This window comes from Pseudaminobacter sp. Soil_N_29 (genome assembly GCF_057656055.1).
Genome location: NZ_JBDGLC010000005.1, coordinates 213,434 through 230,677 on the forward strand (window position 1 = coordinate 213,434; position 17,244 = coordinate 230,677).

Here is a 17,244-nt window from a genome sequence, read left to right on the forward strand (position 1 = left end):
TTGGTGTGAGGAATGCTAAAGTACCGGCCAGCTGTCCGGCGTGTGAGCCGGCGTGGGAACGCGCATGGAAACGGACGTCAGCGACGTGCCTGATTCAATGCAGGAACTTCAACTGCGCCTCCTTGGGCCGGTGCAGGTGTCGCGCGCGGGTGTCCCGTTGCCGCTTCCCGCGTCGCGCAAGGTCCGCGCCTTGCTGGCCTATCTGGCCGTCGCGAGGGGGCCGGTTTCCCGCGAGAAGCTTTGCGACCTGCTCTGGGACGGGCCTAACGACCCTCGTGGCGAACTGCGATGGTGCCTGAGCAGGCTGCGCGTCGTGCTGGACACGAATGACCGCAGGCGGGTGAGCGCGGTTGACGACCGGATCTCGGTCGATCTTGACGGTTGCGACGTCGACGCGCTGCGTCTCTTGCAGGCAGTGCGGGGCGGCGTCGACAGGCTTGGCCTGCAGGACCTGCGGACGATCGCATCGCGATGCGACGGCGATTTCCTCGAGGGTGTCGTCATCCACAACTGTGCCGCTTTCGAGCACTGGCTTGGCGGCCGCAGATCCGAGTTTCGCTCTTGCCAGTTGGAGATAGTTGCGGAAATCGGGCGCAGGACGCCCGTGGGCAGCGCGGAGGGTCTGCCGGCCGCGCGCCGGTGGATCGATCTTGCCGGGCTGGACACCGGCGCAAACATCCGCTTCCTCTCGGAACTGCTGCACAGGCGGATGCTGGACGAGTGCAACCGGCATCTCGCTACGGCCGCCAGGCTGTTTGCGGATGAGGGGCTGAATTTCGCGCCGGTGCGCGCTGCATGGGAGCAACTCAGGCGCGCCGCTGCGCAGCCGGCCATGGTGGCGGCCTCGGAACCGGTTCGGGAAACTGCGCAGTCCATCCATCCGGCCGCGTCTCGCCGCGCCTCCATCGCCGTCATGCCCTTCCGCGAACTGGGTGCAGGAGCGCAGCGTCGGCACGATCTCGGCTCGGCCGTGACACATGACGTCATCAGCCGCTTGGCGCGGTTGCGCAGCCTTTTCGTGATCGCCCGCGGTTCCGTGTTTGCGGTTGCCGAGGAGGGGCTGGGACTACCGGAAATCGGCCGCCGGCTTGGCGTCGACTACGTGGCGACCGGTTTCATGGAACAGCACGGTCACGGCGTCTGCGTCACCGTGGAAGTCGCAGAAGCGCCTACCGCGCGCATCATCTGGACCGGGCAGTTCGAGGCACGCTCTGCCGAGCGCCTGGCCATTCTCGATGAGATCGGCGACGGGATCGTGTCCTCGATTGCGGCCGAGATCGAGAACGAGGAACGGAACCGCGCGATCCTGAAGCCGCCGGATTCGCTGGATGCCTGGGAAGCCTACCATCGCGGCCTCTGGCACATGTATCGTTTCACGCCTGAGGAGAACACGCGCGCGGCCGAGTTCTTCCGCCTGTCGACACGCCTTGATCCGACATTTTCGCGCGCCCATGCCGGCCTGTCCTTCACCCACTGGCAAAGGGCCTTCCAGCGCTGGAACGACCGCGAAGCCGAAACCCGGGATGCGCTGGAGACAGCCGGCCAAAGCCTGCTTGTCGATGACCAGAACCCCGCGGCGCACTGGTCCATGGGGCGCGCGCTCTGGCTCTGCGGAGACCACGACGAGGCCGTGCGCGAGCTGGAACAATCCGTCCGCCTCAGCCCGAACTTCGCGCTCGGCCATTATGCGCTGGCCTTCGTCCACTCGCAGTCCGGCGATCCGGCGGCAGCGATTGCTTCGTCGGATCATTCGCGGCTGCTCAGCCCATGCGACCCGCTGCTCTTCGGCATGCTCGGCTCGCGGGCGCTGGCGCTGGTTAGCCTCGGCGCCTTCGAGGAGGCCGCGCAGTGGAGTGTGAAGGCGGCGGCGCGCCCCAACGCTCATGTCCACATCGTCGCCATAGCCGCCCTTTGCCTTGCGCTGGCCGGGCGCATCGAAGATGCCCGGAACTACGCGTCCCGGATTCGTCTCCAGAGTTCGGGCTACCGGATCGACAACTTCCTCGACACTTTCCGGTTCGCTCCCGACATCAGCGCGCGCTACCGCAAGGCGGCGGCCTTGATCGGGATGAGCTGAGCGAGCGGGCGGACGAGCCCGCCTTCAGGTCACTCGCTGACGAGTACCGGGCTGATGCTCATCGGTTCGTCAGCCTTGGGCGCTTGATGGACGAAGAGCCTGCCATTGGCTCTGGAGAATTCGAACAGCTGGGGCGCTTGGTCGACATTTCCTGGCACGGAGATCGTGAGCGCCTGGCCCTCACCCAAAGTCGCCACGAAGCGTACGGGCACGCCCGCATCATCATCCGCGGTTGTCGCGACCACCCGGTAGCCATCTTGCTCGACCGTGTAATACACAGCACCGTTGACGCGGCCGAGACGAACGCTCTCGCCGCTGCCGGGGGCAAGCTCCGCAGCGGCTGCGAAGCCGGTCGGTAGCAGCCCGGCTATTGCAAATGCGATCGCAAGTTTGGTCATTGTGATTGCTCCTTGTGTCAGCCAGATTGTTCGGGACAGCCGTTCTATGGGCGGGCTGTCGCTAAACAATTGAGTTGACCGGTGCGATCGCAATCCAAGCTGCGTCTGGGCTCCTGCGGCTGTCGGACCCGCTGCTGGCCGTTACCAGCTATGCGGGCCGGCTACAGCTATTGGAAACTCCAGAACATCGCATCCGGGTAGCTCGGCTTCTCAGGGCGCCGATCCGCTGGGGTCGTAACGAGACTTGCTGGCTGCACGAGCGATCCCGTGGGCGCATTGTCCAAGGTGGGACGTTCGGCAACGTCCGATTCCGCCTTCGGGAAAAGGACGTCCATGAGCGTTTCCGCATTCGCCTGTCGAGACAAGCCAAACATTGACATGACGAGGATTGCAGCGAGCACAGCTTTCATTTTCAATCTCCATTTACTGGAGGATCGTAATGCGGGGCTCGCCACCGGCAATGTGTGCCAACTGGAACTTCGTGGAGTTCTCTGGATTTTCCGGGAAGAATACCGGCGGAATTTTAGACTTGGGGCCGGTATCCCTATGATCGCGCTTCCGCGAAAGAGACGAGGCGGCGGCGCTTTTCGTCCCATAGCGCGAGATTGATGCAGGCCAGGCTCTTGCCGAATGTGAGCTTGACGCTCTCGCTTGCCGCGCGCAGCTCTGCACTGTCATTGAAGCACGCCTGCAATCGATAGAACGGAACGCGGCTGCAGAGATGATGGATGTGGTGCAGGCCGATCGAGCCGGTGAGCCACTGCGCAGCGCGAGGCAACACATACCAGGAGCTGCCGCCAAACGCGGCGACATGCAAATCCCACGCGTCGCCCTTGTCCCAGCGCGTCTCCTCGAACTGGTGCTGGATGTAGAACAGCCAGCCGCCGGCCCATGCGCCCATGACCACCACCGGCAACACCGCAAGCATGGCCGCCCAGCCCGACAGGAAGACCAGCGCGCCGTAGAAGGCAACCAGCGCCAGATTGAGCCCGCCCGCGCTGCGCCATGCGTCAGCGCGCGGTATGGCTTCGTTGTATGGCAGCCGATGCACTATGAGAAAATAGAGCGGAACACCGAGAACGATGAGGACCGCCGGATTGCGGTAGATGCGATACATCAGCCGTTGACGGGCGTTCATCGCCTCGTATTCGGCGACCGTCCTGGTGGTGATGTCGCCGATGCCGCGCTTGTCGAGGTTCCCCGACGAGCCGTGGTGGACCGCATGGGCCTTCTGCCAAAGCGTGTAGGGAGTAAAGGTAAGCACGCTGAGCGCGCGCCCGATCAAGCGGTTCGCCAGGCGCGAACTGGTGAAGGAGCCGTGGCCGCAATCGTGCTGGATCGCGAAGAGCCGGACCAGAAATCCCGCGCACACCGGTGCGAGCAGCGCCACCAGGGCCCATCGCCAGCCGCCCAGCAACGGCTCGGCATGGGCGGCCAGCCAGACCAGTGCTGCGCCGATCGTGAAGAAGGGGACGAGCGTGAGGGCCAACTCGACCGTCGCGCGGCCGTTGTCGGGATCGCGAAAGCGCTGGCAATGTGACATCAGCCGACGAACGAGTGCCTTTTCGGCGGCATCATCGACTACGGGAGAGACTCCGTCTGCAGGAATCCGACCGCCCTCGCTGGACGGCATCAGCTGGTTCATTCGGGCTTTGACCTTCTTGTTATCCATTGGCGCACGTGTCGCGCCGTCTGTCATTAAGGCGTAGCCGATGCAATGGCTAGTAAAACCGCTGTGGCAAATTGGCTTCGACCTCGCCACGGCTGCCGCAGCGCTCCAGCAGGCGCGGCAAAACCCCTATTTGGGCCCACGATATGCCCGAGCGACAGGGCCTATCGAAGAACAAGCTTGAGGGCTGCCTTGTAAGGAACCCAATTGCCGTATACATTGGCCCGATCGATCTTGTTGACGAACTTTGTTTCTGAGCCCCTGAGCTCTACCGATCTTCCTCTCAATTTCGAAGACTACAACGTTTGGCCTTCCGCCAAGCGGGCAAACATCTATGCCGAGTGAAAGGAAATCGTCATGACCATCGGAACGGTAAAGTTCTTCAATTCGACCAAAGGCTTCGGCTTCATCGCCCCGGATGAGGGCGGCGCGGACGTTTTCGTCCATATTTCCGCCGTCGAGCGCGCCGGCATGCACACCATCGTCGAGGGCCAGAAGCTCTCGTTCGATGTGGTGCGCGACCCCCGCAAGGGAAAAAGCGCGGCAGAAAACCTTCAGGCCGCGTAAGTCGGTATCCCCGGTCTTTGACCGCGGATGTACTGGCACCGGCCGCGAGGCGAACAGGAAAAGGTCGGGCAATGCCCGGCCTTTTTCATTTGTGGAAGGACGATGGATGAAGAAAATACCTGACGGCATATTCAAGCCGAAGCCGACGACCCGCGAATTCAGGGACGATACAACCACAAGCGTTGCGCGGCAGATCATGGAGGGGGATAGGCTTGCCCGTGAGGCGAAAACCGAACGGCTGCGGCTGGCCCGTTTGGCGAACGCGGCTGCGGAGCCAGCAGTCGCGACGCCACGATCAAATCCGGCCAATCGGAAGAGGCCCTGACCTGTTATCGCAGGCCACTCACGACCGCAGCGCAAGCGAGGCGGGACACGGTGACCGAAATCGCTTGCTTTGTTGTCTGGGAAGTCCCATATGAAGGTCATCGGTCGCAGAACGGCCGGGAACGCTCGCCGAGATACGGTGTTGGGTTTCCCTGTTCAGAGACTGTATTTGCCCTGATTGATGGTGTGTCGACCACGAAGGTACCGGCGGCACATATGTCTCAGGACTGAAGGGGAAGCGGGCATCACGGCCCGCTTTTTTCTTTTTAGCGCGCTGTACGCCCGCGAAACTCGCCAGCCCATCGCAATCCGGTCCTGCTCGTTTCGGCCAGACGACGAGCACAAGGAAGGCCGCGCGTGCTAGTGTAAGGACGCCATGGCCAAGGACCGTCCATCAGCAGCAGACCCATCCCCTCCCGTAGCAAGCAAAGCTGAAGTCGACGCACACAGAGGCCTCAGCAGCAGCGAGGCCAACGCCCGGCTGGAGAAGTTCGGTCCGAACGCAATGCCGGACGCGGACGTGCCGCTGCTTCGGCTGGTCCTTGAAAAGTTCTGGGCACCTGTTCCGTGGATGCTCGAACTGGCGATCCTCCTTCAGCTCCTGCGGGGCAGGTATCTGGAAGCCGCGATCATCTTTGCGCTCCTGCTTTTCAATGCCGTGATCGGGCTGGTTCAGGAAAGACGATCGCAATCGACCCTGGCCGCCCTGAAGTCGCGCCTCGCGCTCAACGCGTCGGTCCGTCGCGACGGTATCTGGAAAATCGTGCCTGCGGTGGAGCTTGTGCCGGGAGACCTGGTGAAGCTCTCGCTCGGCGATGTGGTTGCGGCAGATGTGCGCCTCGTCGGCGGCAACGTGCTGCTCGATCAGTCGATGCTTACCGGCGAGTCGATGCCCGTCGAAGCCGGCGCCGGAAAGGACACCTATGCAAGCTCATTGGTGCGGCGCGGCGAGGCCGAGGGCGCGGTAACCGCCACTGGCGCAAATACCAAATTCGGGCGCACGGCCGAGCTGGTGCGGACGGCTCATGTTGTCAGCACGCAGCAGAAGGCGGTTCTGCGGGTGGTGCGCAACCTTGCCTTCTTCAACTGCGCCGTTGTCGTGCTGCTGGTTGCCTATGCCTGGCATCTGGGCATCCAGCGTGAAGAAACGATCCAGCTGGTCCTGACCGCCGTCCTGGCGTCGATCCCGGTCGCGCTGCCGGCAACTTTCACCCTTGCCTCGGCACTCGCCGCGCAGGATCTTGCCAAACGCGGCGTCCTGCTCACCCGCCTCTCCGCCGTCGACGAAGCCGCCACCGTGAATGTTCTGTGTTCGGACAAGACCGGCACGCTTACCCAAAACGCCCTGACAGTCACCATCGTCCAGCCGATGCCGGGTTTCGACGAGGCGCGTGTCCTGGCACTTGCCGTGCTGGCGAGTTCCGACGGGGGACAGGACCCCGTCGACAAGGCCATTCGCTCGGCAGCTTCCGCCGTGCCGGCTTCGGCAGAGCGGGTGACCGAGTTTGTGCCGTTCGATCCTGCGATCAAGATGTCCCAGGCGACAGTCCGCAGCCCGGCGGGCGAAACCTGCCGTGTCGTCAAGGGGGCGTTCGCAGCGGTGCGCGTTATCGCGGAGCCCTCCCCGATGGCCGTCGCAGCCTCGATGAAGCTTGAGCAGCAGGGCCACAGGGTGCTGGCCGTTGCCGCAGGTCCCGCAGGAGCCATGAAACTGATCGGCCTCATCGCACTCAGCGATCCGCCGCGGGCTGACTCGCCGGCGCTCATTGCCGAATTGCGTGATCTTGGCGTGCGAACGGTGATGGTGACCGGCGACGCACCGGCGACCGCGGCGACGGTTGCACATAAGGTCGGGATCGATGGCGAGGTCTGCACGTCGGTTCCAATTCCGGACGACATCCGTCCGGAGCAGTTCGCGGTTTTTGCAGGCGTTCTGCCGGAAGACAAATACAGGCTCGTCAAGGCCTTCCAGAAAGGCGGCCATACGATCGGCATGTGCGGCGACGGGGCGAATGATGCGCCGGCGCTGCGGCAGGCGCAGATCGGGATTGCGGTTTCAACCGCGACCGACGTTGCCAAATCGGCCGCCGGCATGGTGCTGACCGAACCTGGGCTCGGCGGCATCGTCGCCGCGGTCAAGGAGGGCCGGCTGACGTTCCAGCGCGTCCTGACCTACACGCTGAACTCGATCATCAAGAAGATCGTGGCGGTGCTGTTTCTGGTGGCCGGGCTCGTCATGACCGGCCACGCGATCCTGACGCCGTCGCTGATGGTCATCGTGATGATCACCGGGGATTTCCTGACGATGGCGTTGACCACCGATAGGGTTCGGCCATCGCCGATGCCAAATGCCTGGCACATCGGCAACCTGACGCGGGCCGGCGTAATCCTCGGCTTCTGCCTGCTTGTCTTCTGCACCGCCACCGTGGCCGTAGGGAAATTTGCCTACGGTGCAGACCTTGAGTCTCTCAGGACCCTGGCCTTCGTTTCACTGGTGTTCGGCAGTCAGGCGACCATCTATGCAATTCGCCAGCGCCACCGCCGCTTGTGGGTTTCGCGCCCGAGCATCTGGCTTGTGGTCTCGTCCGCCGTCGACATCACCATCGCTTCGGTCCTGGCCATCTTTGGTTTCGCGATGGCGCCCCTGCCTGCCGCCGCTGTAGCCGGGGCTCTTGCCGCCGCCCTGGCCTTCGCCTTCGTGCTCGATCAACTGAAGGTTCGGGTGTTTCGACGCCTCAGGATCATGGAGACCGGACAATAGCGTCAGTGCAGCGTCTTCAGGAAGGCAATGAGGTCTTGAATCTGATCGGGCTCAAGACGGAATTCCGGCATGCTCGGATGGCCCGTTTGGATTCCTTCCGCAAGCGACTCTTCGAGGCTCTCGACCGGGTAGCGCTTGTGAAGATCGCGAAAGGGCGGGGCCACAGACAGGGGGCTCGGGCCCGCCGGGTCGATCGAATGACATTGAGAGCAATTCTTGCGCGCGAACACCAGGCCGCGTTGTTCGGACGGAGACAGCGCCATCGCCGCATCGATGGCCAAGACGGCAAAAAGGAGCGACAGGCCAAGACGAACCAGTTTCATGCGTCAGTTCCTCCGCTGCTTCGGTCAAGAAACCGCAGCCAGCATGGTACGGACGCGTTCTGGCTGCAAGTGGCCAGGTCGCGTTACACGATCGGGATAGCGGTCAGATTTGCCGTATGAGCGCCGGGGTGGCCTTCGGACTGAATGTCTGCACTGCCGGAACATTCGATGCCGCTCATCAGCAGCCCCCCGCCTAGACGCGCTTTGCCGAGAGAACCTCGAAGGTCTTGCCGATGGTGGCGACCGAGCGTTCGTAGTCGGCCAGTGCAAGGCATGCGATCAGCGCGTCGACGATGGCGAGCTGGGCGATGCGGCTCGTCATCGCCTCGGTGCGGAACTGGGTTTCGCGCGCAAGCGTGTTCAGGACGATGTCGACATGGGCCAGCAGCGGCGACTTGCCGAAATTGGTGATGGCGATGGTGGTCGCTCCCGCCTCCTTGGCCAGGCGCGTGGCGGTCAGCGTCTCGACCGTGCTGCCGGAATGGGAAATGGTGATTACCGCCACCGACGGATCGGCCAGCGATGCGGTTATTGCCTGGATGTGGCTATCGACACTCACCCGTGAGGCAATGCCGATGCGCAACAGGCGGTAATTGGTGTCCTCGGCGATGGTGGCCGCGCTGCCGATGCCGAACACCTCCACGCGCCGGGCCTTGCGGATGGCCTGCACCGCTTGCGCCAGTGCCGCAACGTCCAGCGCCTTCTGGGTATCCTGCAGCGCCTGAAGGTCGGAGCGGAAGACTTTCTCGATCACCGTCGCGGTGTCGTCGTCGGGCGCCAGATCCTCGTGGATGAACTGGACCGGTTGCACGAGATCACGCGCCAGCGAGATCTTGATCTGCTGAAACCCCCGGGCCCCAAGCATCTGGCATAGTCCGATGACGCTGCCCTCGCTCGCTTCGGCCCGTTCGGCGACCTCCGTCACGGACATGTGGACGACTTCGGCGGCGTTATCGCTGATGAAATCGGCAATGCGCCTCGCCGTCGGCGGCAGGCTCTGCCGGATCGCCCGTATCCTGTCGAGCACTCCGGCTACCCCTTGCCCGGCGTCCATTTTTTCGCGAACCGTGACCAACCCTGTTCTCCAGCCTAATCCCGTGCTTCTGCGCGATCCGGCGTCAGATGGCAACGCGGCGGGAGCGACGCTCTGGCAGTGCGGATCAGGCCGCGCTCCACCCGCAGGAACCGCATGCCGATGCGCTGGGATCCGAGCCCGTCCGTCTCCGGATTGTCGCCGATCATGAGGGCGTGGCGGGCGGACACGCCGAGCCGGGCACAGCCCATCTCGAAAAGTGCCGGCTCGGGCTTGCCGATCACACGGTGCGGAATCGGCCCGACGCAGGACAGGATCGCCGCCGCCAGCGCCCCGGTTTCGGGCACCGGCCTGCCATTGGCGCCCGGATGGTTGCGATCGGGCGCCGCCACGAAGAACCGGGCGCCGTCGCTGAGCGCTTCCGCTGCAGCAGCCAGCCGCGCGTAGGAGAAATGGCGGTCGCGCGCCACGAGCACGAGATCCGGGCGCGGCGCATCGAGACGCAGGCCCTTGCGGCGGGCATAGGTCCGCAACGACGCGCTGCCCAGGAGCAGGACGGCGGCCCCGGGGTACTCTTCGGCCATGGTGTCGATGGCGGCCGTGCCGGCCAGCAGCAGTTGCTCCTTGTCGACATCCAGCCCCATGCCTCTCAGGGCGCGGGCCAACTGGCCCGGCGTGTGCTCGGCATTGTTCGATACGATGACGAAGCGGCCGCGCACCTGCTCGAGCAGCCATTGCGCGTCGGGAAGCAGGTTGCGGCCCGCGATCAGCGTGCCGTCGAGATCGATGAGATAGCCGTCGGCGTCCAGGTCAAGTTCAGGCAAATCCGAAATCCTCCGTGGCGCTGGAATGGATTGAGAACAGCTCAATGTCAATGACATTATGACTGAGAACCTTTCATCGTAGTGTCACAGAGTCGCGCTACCCCTGGACCCACGAACTTCCACCGGGGGCCGCCATGAAGATCGCCATCGTCACCGACATCCATCACGGGCCGCAGTCCCACACCAAGAAGCCTGGCTGGAACGGCTTGCCAGTGCTGGAGCGGTTCCTCGAACGGGCGAAGGCGGAGAATGTCGATCTGGTGCTCGATCTGGGCGACCATATCTCCGACACCAGCCACGCGAACGATTACCGTGTCGCCTCGGAAGTGGCGGCGGTGTTCGCCGGCTACGACGGGCCGCGCGTCCACGTCTTGGGCAATCACGACGTCGCCAATCTCTCGGTCGAGGACAACGAGGCCATTTACGGCCAGTCGATGCGCAGCCGGGTCGTCGACCTGGGCGAAACGCGGCTGCTGGTGTGGCAGCCGGGCGTCGAGCTCAGCCGCCAGACCGGCTTTCCGGCAGCGGCCCCTAGCCTTGGCTGGCTGGTCGATGCGCTGATGGAGGACGAACGCCCGGCCATCATTGCCACCCATGTGCCGCTGTCCGGCCATTCCCAGATCGGCAACTATTATTTCCAGCGCAGCCCGCTTCATTCGACCTATCCGGATCATGCCCTGGTCCGCCAGGCTGTCGAGGCCACCCGGCGCGCCGCTCTGTGGCTGTCCGGCCACGTGCACTGGAACACCGTGACCAATGTCGGCGGTGTCCAGCATGTCACCATCCAGTCGCTGAGCGAGCGCTTCACCACCATGCCCGAGCCGGCCGGCGCCCATGCCGACCTTGAGATCGGCGGGGGCGAGTTCTCGATCACTGTCCATGGCGAGGACCCGTTCCACGCCAGGCTGCCGTTCCGCGCCTCGGGCGTGCGGCCCTGGATGCGCCCGCTGGGCTCTCTCGAAGCGCCGTCCGCCGCCCCCGAACTGGAGGCGAGCGGTGCTTGACTATCTGGCCAGACGCATCCTGGGCGCCGTCGCGACCCTGGCGACGGTCGTGGCTGCGGTGTTCTTCGCCACCCGCCTTTCCGGCAATGCGATGGACTATCTGCTGCCGCCCGGCATCGACCTCGAAACCAAGGCGGCGATGGTGGCGCGGTTCGGGCTGGACCAGCCGCTTTGGGTGCAGTTCGGCAATTTCATCGGCGGCCTGTTCCAGGGCGACATGGGACTGAGCCTCTATGAGCGTCGCCCGGTGACCGCAATCTATGCCGAGCGACTGCCCAACACGCTGGAACTGTTTGCCTATGCGCTGACGCTGTCGGTGGTCGTCGGGCTGCCGCTCGGCGTCGCCGCAGCATTGCAGCGCAAGAACGCCATCGGCTCGGCGATCATGGGGGTGGCCTTCCTTGGCTATGCGACGCCCAACTTCGTGCTCGCCATCGTCATGATCCTGGTGTTCTCGTTCAAGCTGCACTGGCTGCCCAGTTCGGGTTCGGCGACGCCGCTGCACCTTTTGATGCCGGCGATCGTCCTGGCGGCGCCGATGCTTGCCGAGATCATCCGCTTCTCCCGCAATGCCCTGCTGGACGTCATGAGCCAGGACTATCTGCGCACGGCGCGCGCCAAGGGGCTGCCCGAGCGCCTTGTCATCGGCAAGCACGCGCTGCGCAACGCCGCCATCCCCGTGGTCACCGTGGTCGGGCTGCAAGTCGCCGGCATGGTGGCGCGCTGCGTTCTGGTGGAGGCTGTGTTCGCCACCAAGGGCATTGGCGACCTGGTCGTCTTCGCGGCGATCGGCCGGGACTATCCGGTGCTGCAGTTCGGCGTGATCCTCATCGCCGCGCTGGTGGTCACCGTCTCGCTCATCGTCGATCTGCTCTACGCCCTTATCGATCCCCGCGTGAAGGTGACATCGTCATGACTGATATCGTCTCCGCCGTGCCGCGCCTCGAGGGGCGCCCCGGCCTGCGGCGCACGGGCGGCGTTGCCCGGCTCTGGCACAAGGCTGACTTTTCCACCCGCATCTGCCTGTCGCTGTTCGCCCTCGTGCTCCTGGTAACCATATTCGGACCGATGCTGGCCCCGTTCCATCCGGACGCCCAGACGCTGCTGGCGCGGCTGCGTCCGCCACTCGGGTTCGAGCGCGCCATGCCGGCGCATCCGCTGGGAACCGACCAGCTCGGCCGCGACATCCTTTCGCGCACGCTCCACGGCCTGCAACTGACGATGATCATCGCGCTGATCGGCAGCCTGATCAGCCTGGTGATCGGCGTTACGCTCGGGGTCATTGCGGGCTACGCACCCGGCAAGCTCGGCAGCGCGATCATGGCGCTGGTCGATGTCCAGATCGCCGTACCGTTCACGCTGATCGCTCTCCTCGTCATCGCCATCTTCGGCAATTCCCTGCCGGTGCTGATCGGCGTGATCGGCATGTCCGGGTGGGAAGTCTATGCGCGGATCGTGCGGGCCCAGGTGCTTTCCGTGTCGCGCCAGCCTTTCGTGGAAGCCGCGATCGCCGCCGGCGCCTCGCACAGCCGCATCCTCCTCAAGCATGTGCTGCCCAACGTTGCCTCGCCGATCATCGTGGTTTGGACCATGACCTTCTCGGCGGTGATCCTGCTCGAATCCACCCTGTCCTTCCTCGGCCTCGGGGTACAGCCGCCCACCGCGACGCTCGGCTCGATGGTCGGGATGGGGCGCGACTATCTCGCCTCGAGCCCCTGGATCGCGGTGGTGCCGTCGCTGGCCATCATGTTCGTCTCGCTCCTGGTGCTGCTGATCGGCGACTGGCTGCGCGACGCGCTCGACGTCAAGCTCAAGTAACGCCCCGGCGGCTCCGGCCGCCTGCTCCCCAAGTTCCACCTATCCAGCCTCGGCCGGGGTCCTCCCTCCCGGCCGGACGGGATGACTCCACCCTAGAACAGGACCTCTGACATGAAATCGAAATTGCTTTTGCTGCTGTCGGCAGCGCTGCTGACGACGACCTCCGCCATGGCCACGGAACTGGTCGTGGCCACGCAGAACCTGCCTGCCTACATCGATCCGGGCAAGGATCACTCCAACTCCGGCTCGCAGGTGCAGGTCAATGCCTTCGACCCGCTGATCCAGAAGGACTACACCAAGGCCACCCCGTCCTTTGCGCCGGGCCTCGCAACCAAGTGGGAGCAGACCTCTCCCACCGAGATGGTGGTCACGCTGCGCGAGGGCGTGAAGTTCCATGACGGCAGCACCATGACTGCCGATGACGTGGTGTTCTCCTTCCAGCGCATCATCGACGAAGTCACGCCGGAATTCGGCTCGATCAAGAAGCAGTTCTTCTCCAACTTCGAGAAGGTCGAGGCCATCGACGCCCACACCGTGCGCTTCACCACCTTCAAGCCCGAGCCGCTGTTCGAGACCCTTCTCAACGCCCAGCAGGGCTACATCGTCCCGAAGGCCTATGTGATGGGCCTGACCGGTGATCCGCAGGTGGCCGAAGTATCCGATTACGAGGCCTTCGGCCTGAAGCCGGTCGGCACCGGGCCCTACCGCATCACCTCCTTCCAGCCGGGCGAGACCGTCGTCTACGAGAAGTTCGCCGAGCACTATGGCGAAGCCGCCCCGCTCGACCGCGTCGAAGTGCGCCGCATCGCTGAAATGGCCACCCGCATGACCGCGCTGGCCAATGGCGAAGTCGACATCATCACCAACGTGCCGCCGGACCAGCTCGCCACCATCGAGTCCAATCCGGCGCTCAAGATCGAAGGCAACGTCACGCCGCTGTTCCACCTGGTGTTCTTCAACACCGAGAACCCGCGCCTGGCCGACAAGAAGCTGCGCCAGGCGCTGAGCCGCGCCATCGACCGCGACCTGCTCAACGAGTCGCTGTGGCTGGGCAAGGCGGTGGTGCCCTCGACCCATACCTATCCGCAGTATGGCGAGCTCTTCATGCCTGAGCTGAAGACCTTCGAGTACGACCTGGAGAAGGCCAAGGCCCTGCTCGCCGAGTCGAACTACGACGGCAAGCCGATCCGCTTCGACACCGACGCGGTCTACTACACCAACGGCCTGCTCGCCGCCCAGGCGATCAAGGAGATGTGGGGCGCCATCGGCGTCGAGCTGAACCTCAACGTCGATCCGAAGTGGACCGGCAATGACGCCGACATGGAAACCCGCAACTGGTCGAACCCGATGTACTTCGCCGACCCGGCCGGTTCCTACGGCACGATGTGGAGCCCGACCGGCGCCCGCATCACCAGCGGTTCGTGGAAGCCCAGCGAAGAGTACAGCGCAATGTGGGAGCGCTTCCGCTATTCGACCGACGTCGCGGAGCGCAAGGCCGCCTATGCCGAGATCATGGAATATGTGAAGGAAGAGGCGCCGTTCGTGCTGCTTTACCAGCCCTACGAGTCCTACGGCCTGAGCAAGAACGTCGAGTGGAAGCCGCTTCCGGGCCACATCCCCTACGTGCTCGATTTCCGCGCCGGCAACGTCACCGTCAACAAGTGATCCAGCATCAGCCGCCGGCGAGCTCACTCGCCGGCGGCTACCCTTGTCCGCCTCCCGAGGAACCTGCCATGACCGCCCCCATGCTGCTCAGCGTCGAGAACCTGCGCATCAGCTTTGCGACCGAGCGCGGCCAGTTCGTTGCGGTCGATGACCTTTCCTTCGCCATCGCGGCGGGCGAATGCGTCGCCATCGTCGGCGAATCCGGCTCGGGAAAGTCGGTGACGGCGATGTCCATTCTCGGCCTGACCGCCTTCAATGGCGGGCACATCGACGCCGGCGCCATCCGCTTCCAGCGCCGCGACGGAACCGGCTGCGACCTGACGCAGCTGTCCGAGAAGGCCATGCAACAGCTGCGCGGCGACGAGATCGCGATGGTCTTCCAGGAGCCGATGACCAGCCTCAACCCGGTATTCACGGTCGGCGAGCAGATCGCCGAGGTCATCCGCCAGCACCGCCGGCTCGATGCCGCCGAGGCCGACCGCAAGGCGGTCGACCTCTTGCGGCGGGTGCGCATCGCGGAGCCTGAGCGGCGGTTCGCACAATATCCTCACGAGCTCTCGGGCGGCATGCGCCAGCGCGTCGTCATCGCCATGGCGCTGGCCTGCGAGCCGCGCCTGTTGATTGCCGACGAGCCGACCACCGCCCTCGACGTGACCATCCAGGCGCAGATCCTCGACCTGCTGCGCGAGCTGACGGCTGAATCGGACATGGCGGTGCTGTTCATCACCCACGACATGGGAGTGGTCGCCGAGACGGCCGACCGCGTGGTGGTGATGCATCGCGGCCGCAAGGTCGAGGAGAACGCCACGGCGGCGCTGTTCGCCTCCCCGGCCGAGCCCTATACACGCAGGCTGCTGGCGGCCGTGCCGCGGCTAGGCAGCATGAAGCCCTTCGCGGGCCCGCGCCGCTTCGGCGACGAGACGCCGGATTCGGCGGCGCCGAAGCCGGGCAAGCCGCTGCTGACCGTGCGCGACCTGGTGACCCGCTTTCCGGTGCGCAGCGGTGCGCTCAAGCGCCACGTCGCCAATGTGCATGCCGTCGACGGCGTCTCTTTCGAGCTTGGCAAGGGCGAGACCCTGGCGCTGGTGGGCGAATCCGGCTGCGGCAAATCCACCACGGGCCGCTCGATCCTGCGACTGGTCGAACCGACTTCGGGTGCGGTCGAGCTCGACGGCGAGAACCTGCTCACCCTTGGCAAGGAACCGCTCCGGGCCAAGCGCCGCGACATGCAGATCATTTTCCAGGATCCCTATGCGGCTCTCAACCCGCGCCTGACCGCCTTCGAGCAGGTGGCCGAGCCGCTCCTCATCCACGGCATAGCCACGGGCCCGGCCCTGCGCGATCGCGTGCTGTCGCTGATCCAGCGCGTGGGCCTGACCGAAGAGCAGATGGAGCGCTATCCGCACGAATTCTCCGGTGGCCAGCGCCAGCGACTCTGCATCGCCCGGGCGCTGACGCTCTCGCCCAAGATCATCATCGCCGACGAGCCGGTTTCGGCGCTGGACGTCTCGATCCAGGCGCAGGTCGTCAACCTGATGATCGAGCTGCAGGAAGAGCTGGGCCTGTCCTACCTCTTCATCTCGCACGACATGGCGGTGGTGGAGCGCGTCAGCCACCGCGTGGCGGTGATGCGCCTGGGGCGGATTGTCGAGATCGGCCCGCGGGCGGCCATCTTCGGCGATCCGCGCCATGAATACACCAGGACGCTGCTGTCGGCGGTTCCCTATCCCGACCCGTCCCGTCGCCGCACCGCCGCGCTGCCGGCGACCCGGCTTCCCTCACCCATCCGGCCGGTCAGCCACGCCTTCGAGGCGCCGGTCTACGACCAGGTAGCGCCCGACCATTTCGTCCTGATGAACTGACGCATGACAGGAGACACCATGCTCGCCACCTTCGCCGCGCCCGGGAAATTCTACCGGGGCAGTCTGCACACCCATTCCAACCGCTCGGACGGCGCGCTGGAGCCGCAGGAAGTCTGCCGCCGCTATAAGGAGGCCGGATACGACTTCCTCTGCCTTACCGACCATTTCCTCGAGAGCTTCGACTTCCCGCTGACCGACACCCGTCCGTTCCGCGACGAAAGCTTCACCACCATCATCGGCGCCGAGCTGCACGCGCCCAACACCCATCTGGGCGAGCTCTGGCACATCCTGGCCGTGGGCCTGCCGCTCGACTTCCCCGCCACCGCAGCCGGCGAGACCGGCCCCCAGCTGGCCCGCCGCGCAGCCGAGGCCGGCGCCTTCGTCGGCATCGCGCACCCGCAATGGTACGGGCTCAACATCGAGGACGGGCTGTCGATCGATGCCGCCCACGCGGTGGAGATCTACAACCACACCTGCGAGATGCTGTCGGCCCGCCCCGACGGGGTGGCGATGCTCGACCACCTGCTGACGGAGGGCCGCAAGCTCACCGGCTTTGCCGCAGACGACGCTCACTTCAAGGCCGATGACTGCTTCGGCGGCTGGGTGCAGGTCAAGGCCGAAGAGCTGACGCCCGAAGCCCTGCTCGCGGCACTCAAGGCCGGTCATTACTATGCCAGCCAGGGCCCCGAAATCCTGTCGGCGGTCATCCGCGACGACAAGCTCCATGTCGAGACCACGCCGGCGCGTTCGATCGTCCTGGCCGGCCGCGCCTCCTTCTCCGAAGTCGTTCACGGCGAGGGTATTACCAGCGCCACGCTGGATCTCTCCAAATTCGCCGGCTCCTGGTGCCGGCTGGTGGTGACGGCAGCGGACGGCAAGCGTGCCTGGAGCCAGCCGGAATACCTGTAAACGGCAGCTA

At 64.8% G+C, this 17,244-nt stretch carries 15 protein-coding genes; 9 read left to right on the plus strand and 6 right to left on the minus strand.

The features are described from left to right. The first annotated feature begins 64 nt into the window (after positions 1 to 64). Positions 65 to 2,077, plus strand: coding sequence for a transcriptional regulator (locus tag AC3A4H_RS13745; protein WP_487767161.1), 2,013 nt, complete (start codon positions 65 to 67; stop codon positions 2,075 to 2,077). Between the two features lie 29 nt (positions 2,078 to 2,106). Here the strand turns inward: AC3A4H_RS13745 and AC3A4H_RS13750 are convergent, their stop codons facing one another. The 3 genes from AC3A4H_RS13750 to AC3A4H_RS13760 all read right to left on the minus strand — a co-directional run bounded on the left by AC3A4H_RS13750 (position 2,107) and on the right by AC3A4H_RS13760 (position 4,237). Then, positions 2,107 to 2,475 carry a hypothetical protein gene (locus tag AC3A4H_RS13750; RefSeq protein WP_487767162.1) on the minus strand — a complete coding sequence of 123 codons (369 nt, stop codon included), beginning with the start codon at positions 2,473 to 2,475 and terminating at the stop codon, positions 2,107 to 2,109. Positions 2,476 to 2,642: 167 nt separating this feature from the next. Then, positions 2,643 to 2,885, minus strand: a complete 243-nt coding sequence (locus tag AC3A4H_RS13755) for a hypothetical protein (protein WP_487767163.1) — start codon at positions 2,883 to 2,885, stop codon at positions 2,643 to 2,645. Positions 2,886 to 3,019: 134 nt separating this feature from the next. Further along, positions 3,020 to 4,237, minus strand: a complete 1,218-nt coding sequence (locus tag AC3A4H_RS13760; protein ID WP_487767164.1) for a fatty acid desaturase — start codon at positions 4,235 to 4,237, stop codon at positions 3,020 to 3,022. Between the two features lie 264 nt (positions 4,238 to 4,501). Between AC3A4H_RS13760 and AC3A4H_RS13765 the strand changes: the two genes are divergently transcribed. Together AC3A4H_RS13765 and AC3A4H_RS13770 are read left to right on the plus strand one after the other, a co-directional pair. Continuing rightward, positions 4,502 to 4,711, plus strand: coding sequence for a cold-shock protein (locus AC3A4H_RS13765; RefSeq protein WP_348780082.1), 210 nt, complete (start codon positions 4,502 to 4,504; stop codon positions 4,709 to 4,711). 700 nt (positions 4,712 to 5,411) lie between these two features. Next, a complete protein-coding gene (locus AC3A4H_RS13770) occupies positions 5,412 to 7,796 on the plus strand; it encodes an HAD-IC family P-type ATPase (RefSeq protein WP_487767165.1) in 2,385 nt (794 codons plus the stop codon). Positions 7,797 to 7,798: 2 nt separating this feature from the next. On the opposite strand, the gene AC3A4H_RS13775 is transcribed toward AC3A4H_RS13770, so the two are convergent. From AC3A4H_RS13775 to AC3A4H_RS13785, 3 genes are all read right to left on the minus strand, one after another. Then, positions 7,799 to 8,119, minus strand: coding sequence for a c-type cytochrome (locus AC3A4H_RS13775; protein WP_487767166.1), 321 nt, complete (start codon positions 8,117 to 8,119; stop codon positions 7,799 to 7,801). Between the two features lie 193 nt (positions 8,120 to 8,312). Beyond that, positions 8,313 to 9,194 (minus strand): MurR/RpiR family transcriptional regulator, encoded by an 882-nt coding sequence (locus tag AC3A4H_RS13780; RefSeq protein WP_487767167.1) that lies wholly within the window; start codon positions 9,192 to 9,194, stop codon positions 8,313 to 8,315. Between the two features lie 14 nt (positions 9,195 to 9,208). After that, positions 9,209 to 9,976 carry an HAD-IIA family hydrolase gene (locus AC3A4H_RS13785; RefSeq protein WP_487767168.1) on the minus strand — a complete coding sequence of 256 codons (768 nt, stop codon included), beginning with the start codon at positions 9,974 to 9,976 and terminating at the stop codon, positions 9,209 to 9,211. A 134-nt stretch (positions 9,977 to 10,110) separates the two neighbouring features. On the opposite strand from AC3A4H_RS13785, the gene AC3A4H_RS13790 reads away from it, so the two are divergent. The 6 genes from AC3A4H_RS13790 to AC3A4H_RS13815 all read left to right on the plus strand — a co-directional run bounded on the left by AC3A4H_RS13790 (position 10,111) and on the right by AC3A4H_RS13815 (position 17,234). Next, a complete protein-coding gene (locus AC3A4H_RS13790; protein ID WP_487767169.1) occupies positions 10,111 to 10,980 on the plus strand; it encodes a metallophosphoesterase family protein in 870 nt (289 codons plus the stop codon). After that, the gene (locus AC3A4H_RS13795; protein ID WP_487767170.1) at positions 10,973 to 11,896 is read left to right on the plus strand and encodes an ABC transporter permease; all 924 of its coding nucleotides are present in this window, start codon (positions 10,973 to 10,975) and stop codon (positions 11,894 to 11,896) included. Before AC3A4H_RS13790 ends, AC3A4H_RS13795 begins: the two co-directional genes overlap by 8 nt. Then, positions 11,893 to 12,798: an ABC transporter permease gene (locus AC3A4H_RS13800; RefSeq protein WP_487767171.1), complete on the plus strand. Its 906-nt coding sequence runs from the start codon at positions 11,893 to 11,895 to the stop codon at positions 12,796 to 12,798. The genes AC3A4H_RS13795 and AC3A4H_RS13800 overlap by 4 nt, the downstream gene beginning before the upstream one ends. A gap of 111 nt (positions 12,799 to 12,909) precedes the next feature. After that, complete coding sequence (locus AC3A4H_RS13805; protein ID WP_487767172.1) at positions 12,910 to 14,463, plus strand: ABC transporter substrate-binding protein; 1,554 nt, start codon at positions 12,910 to 12,912, stop codon at positions 14,461 to 14,463. 68 nt (positions 14,464 to 14,531) lie between these two features. Continuing rightward, complete coding sequence (locus AC3A4H_RS13810; RefSeq protein ID WP_487767173.1) at positions 14,532 to 16,325, plus strand: ABC transporter ATP-binding protein; 1,794 nt, start codon at positions 14,532 to 14,534, stop codon at positions 16,323 to 16,325. A gap of 3 nt (positions 16,326 to 16,328) precedes the next feature. Then, positions 16,329 to 17,234, plus strand: a complete 906-nt coding sequence (locus tag AC3A4H_RS13815) for a CehA/McbA family metallohydrolase (RefSeq protein WP_487767174.1) — start codon at positions 16,329 to 16,331, stop codon at positions 17,232 to 17,234. The last annotated feature ends 10 nt before the right edge of the window (positions 17,235 to 17,244 follow it).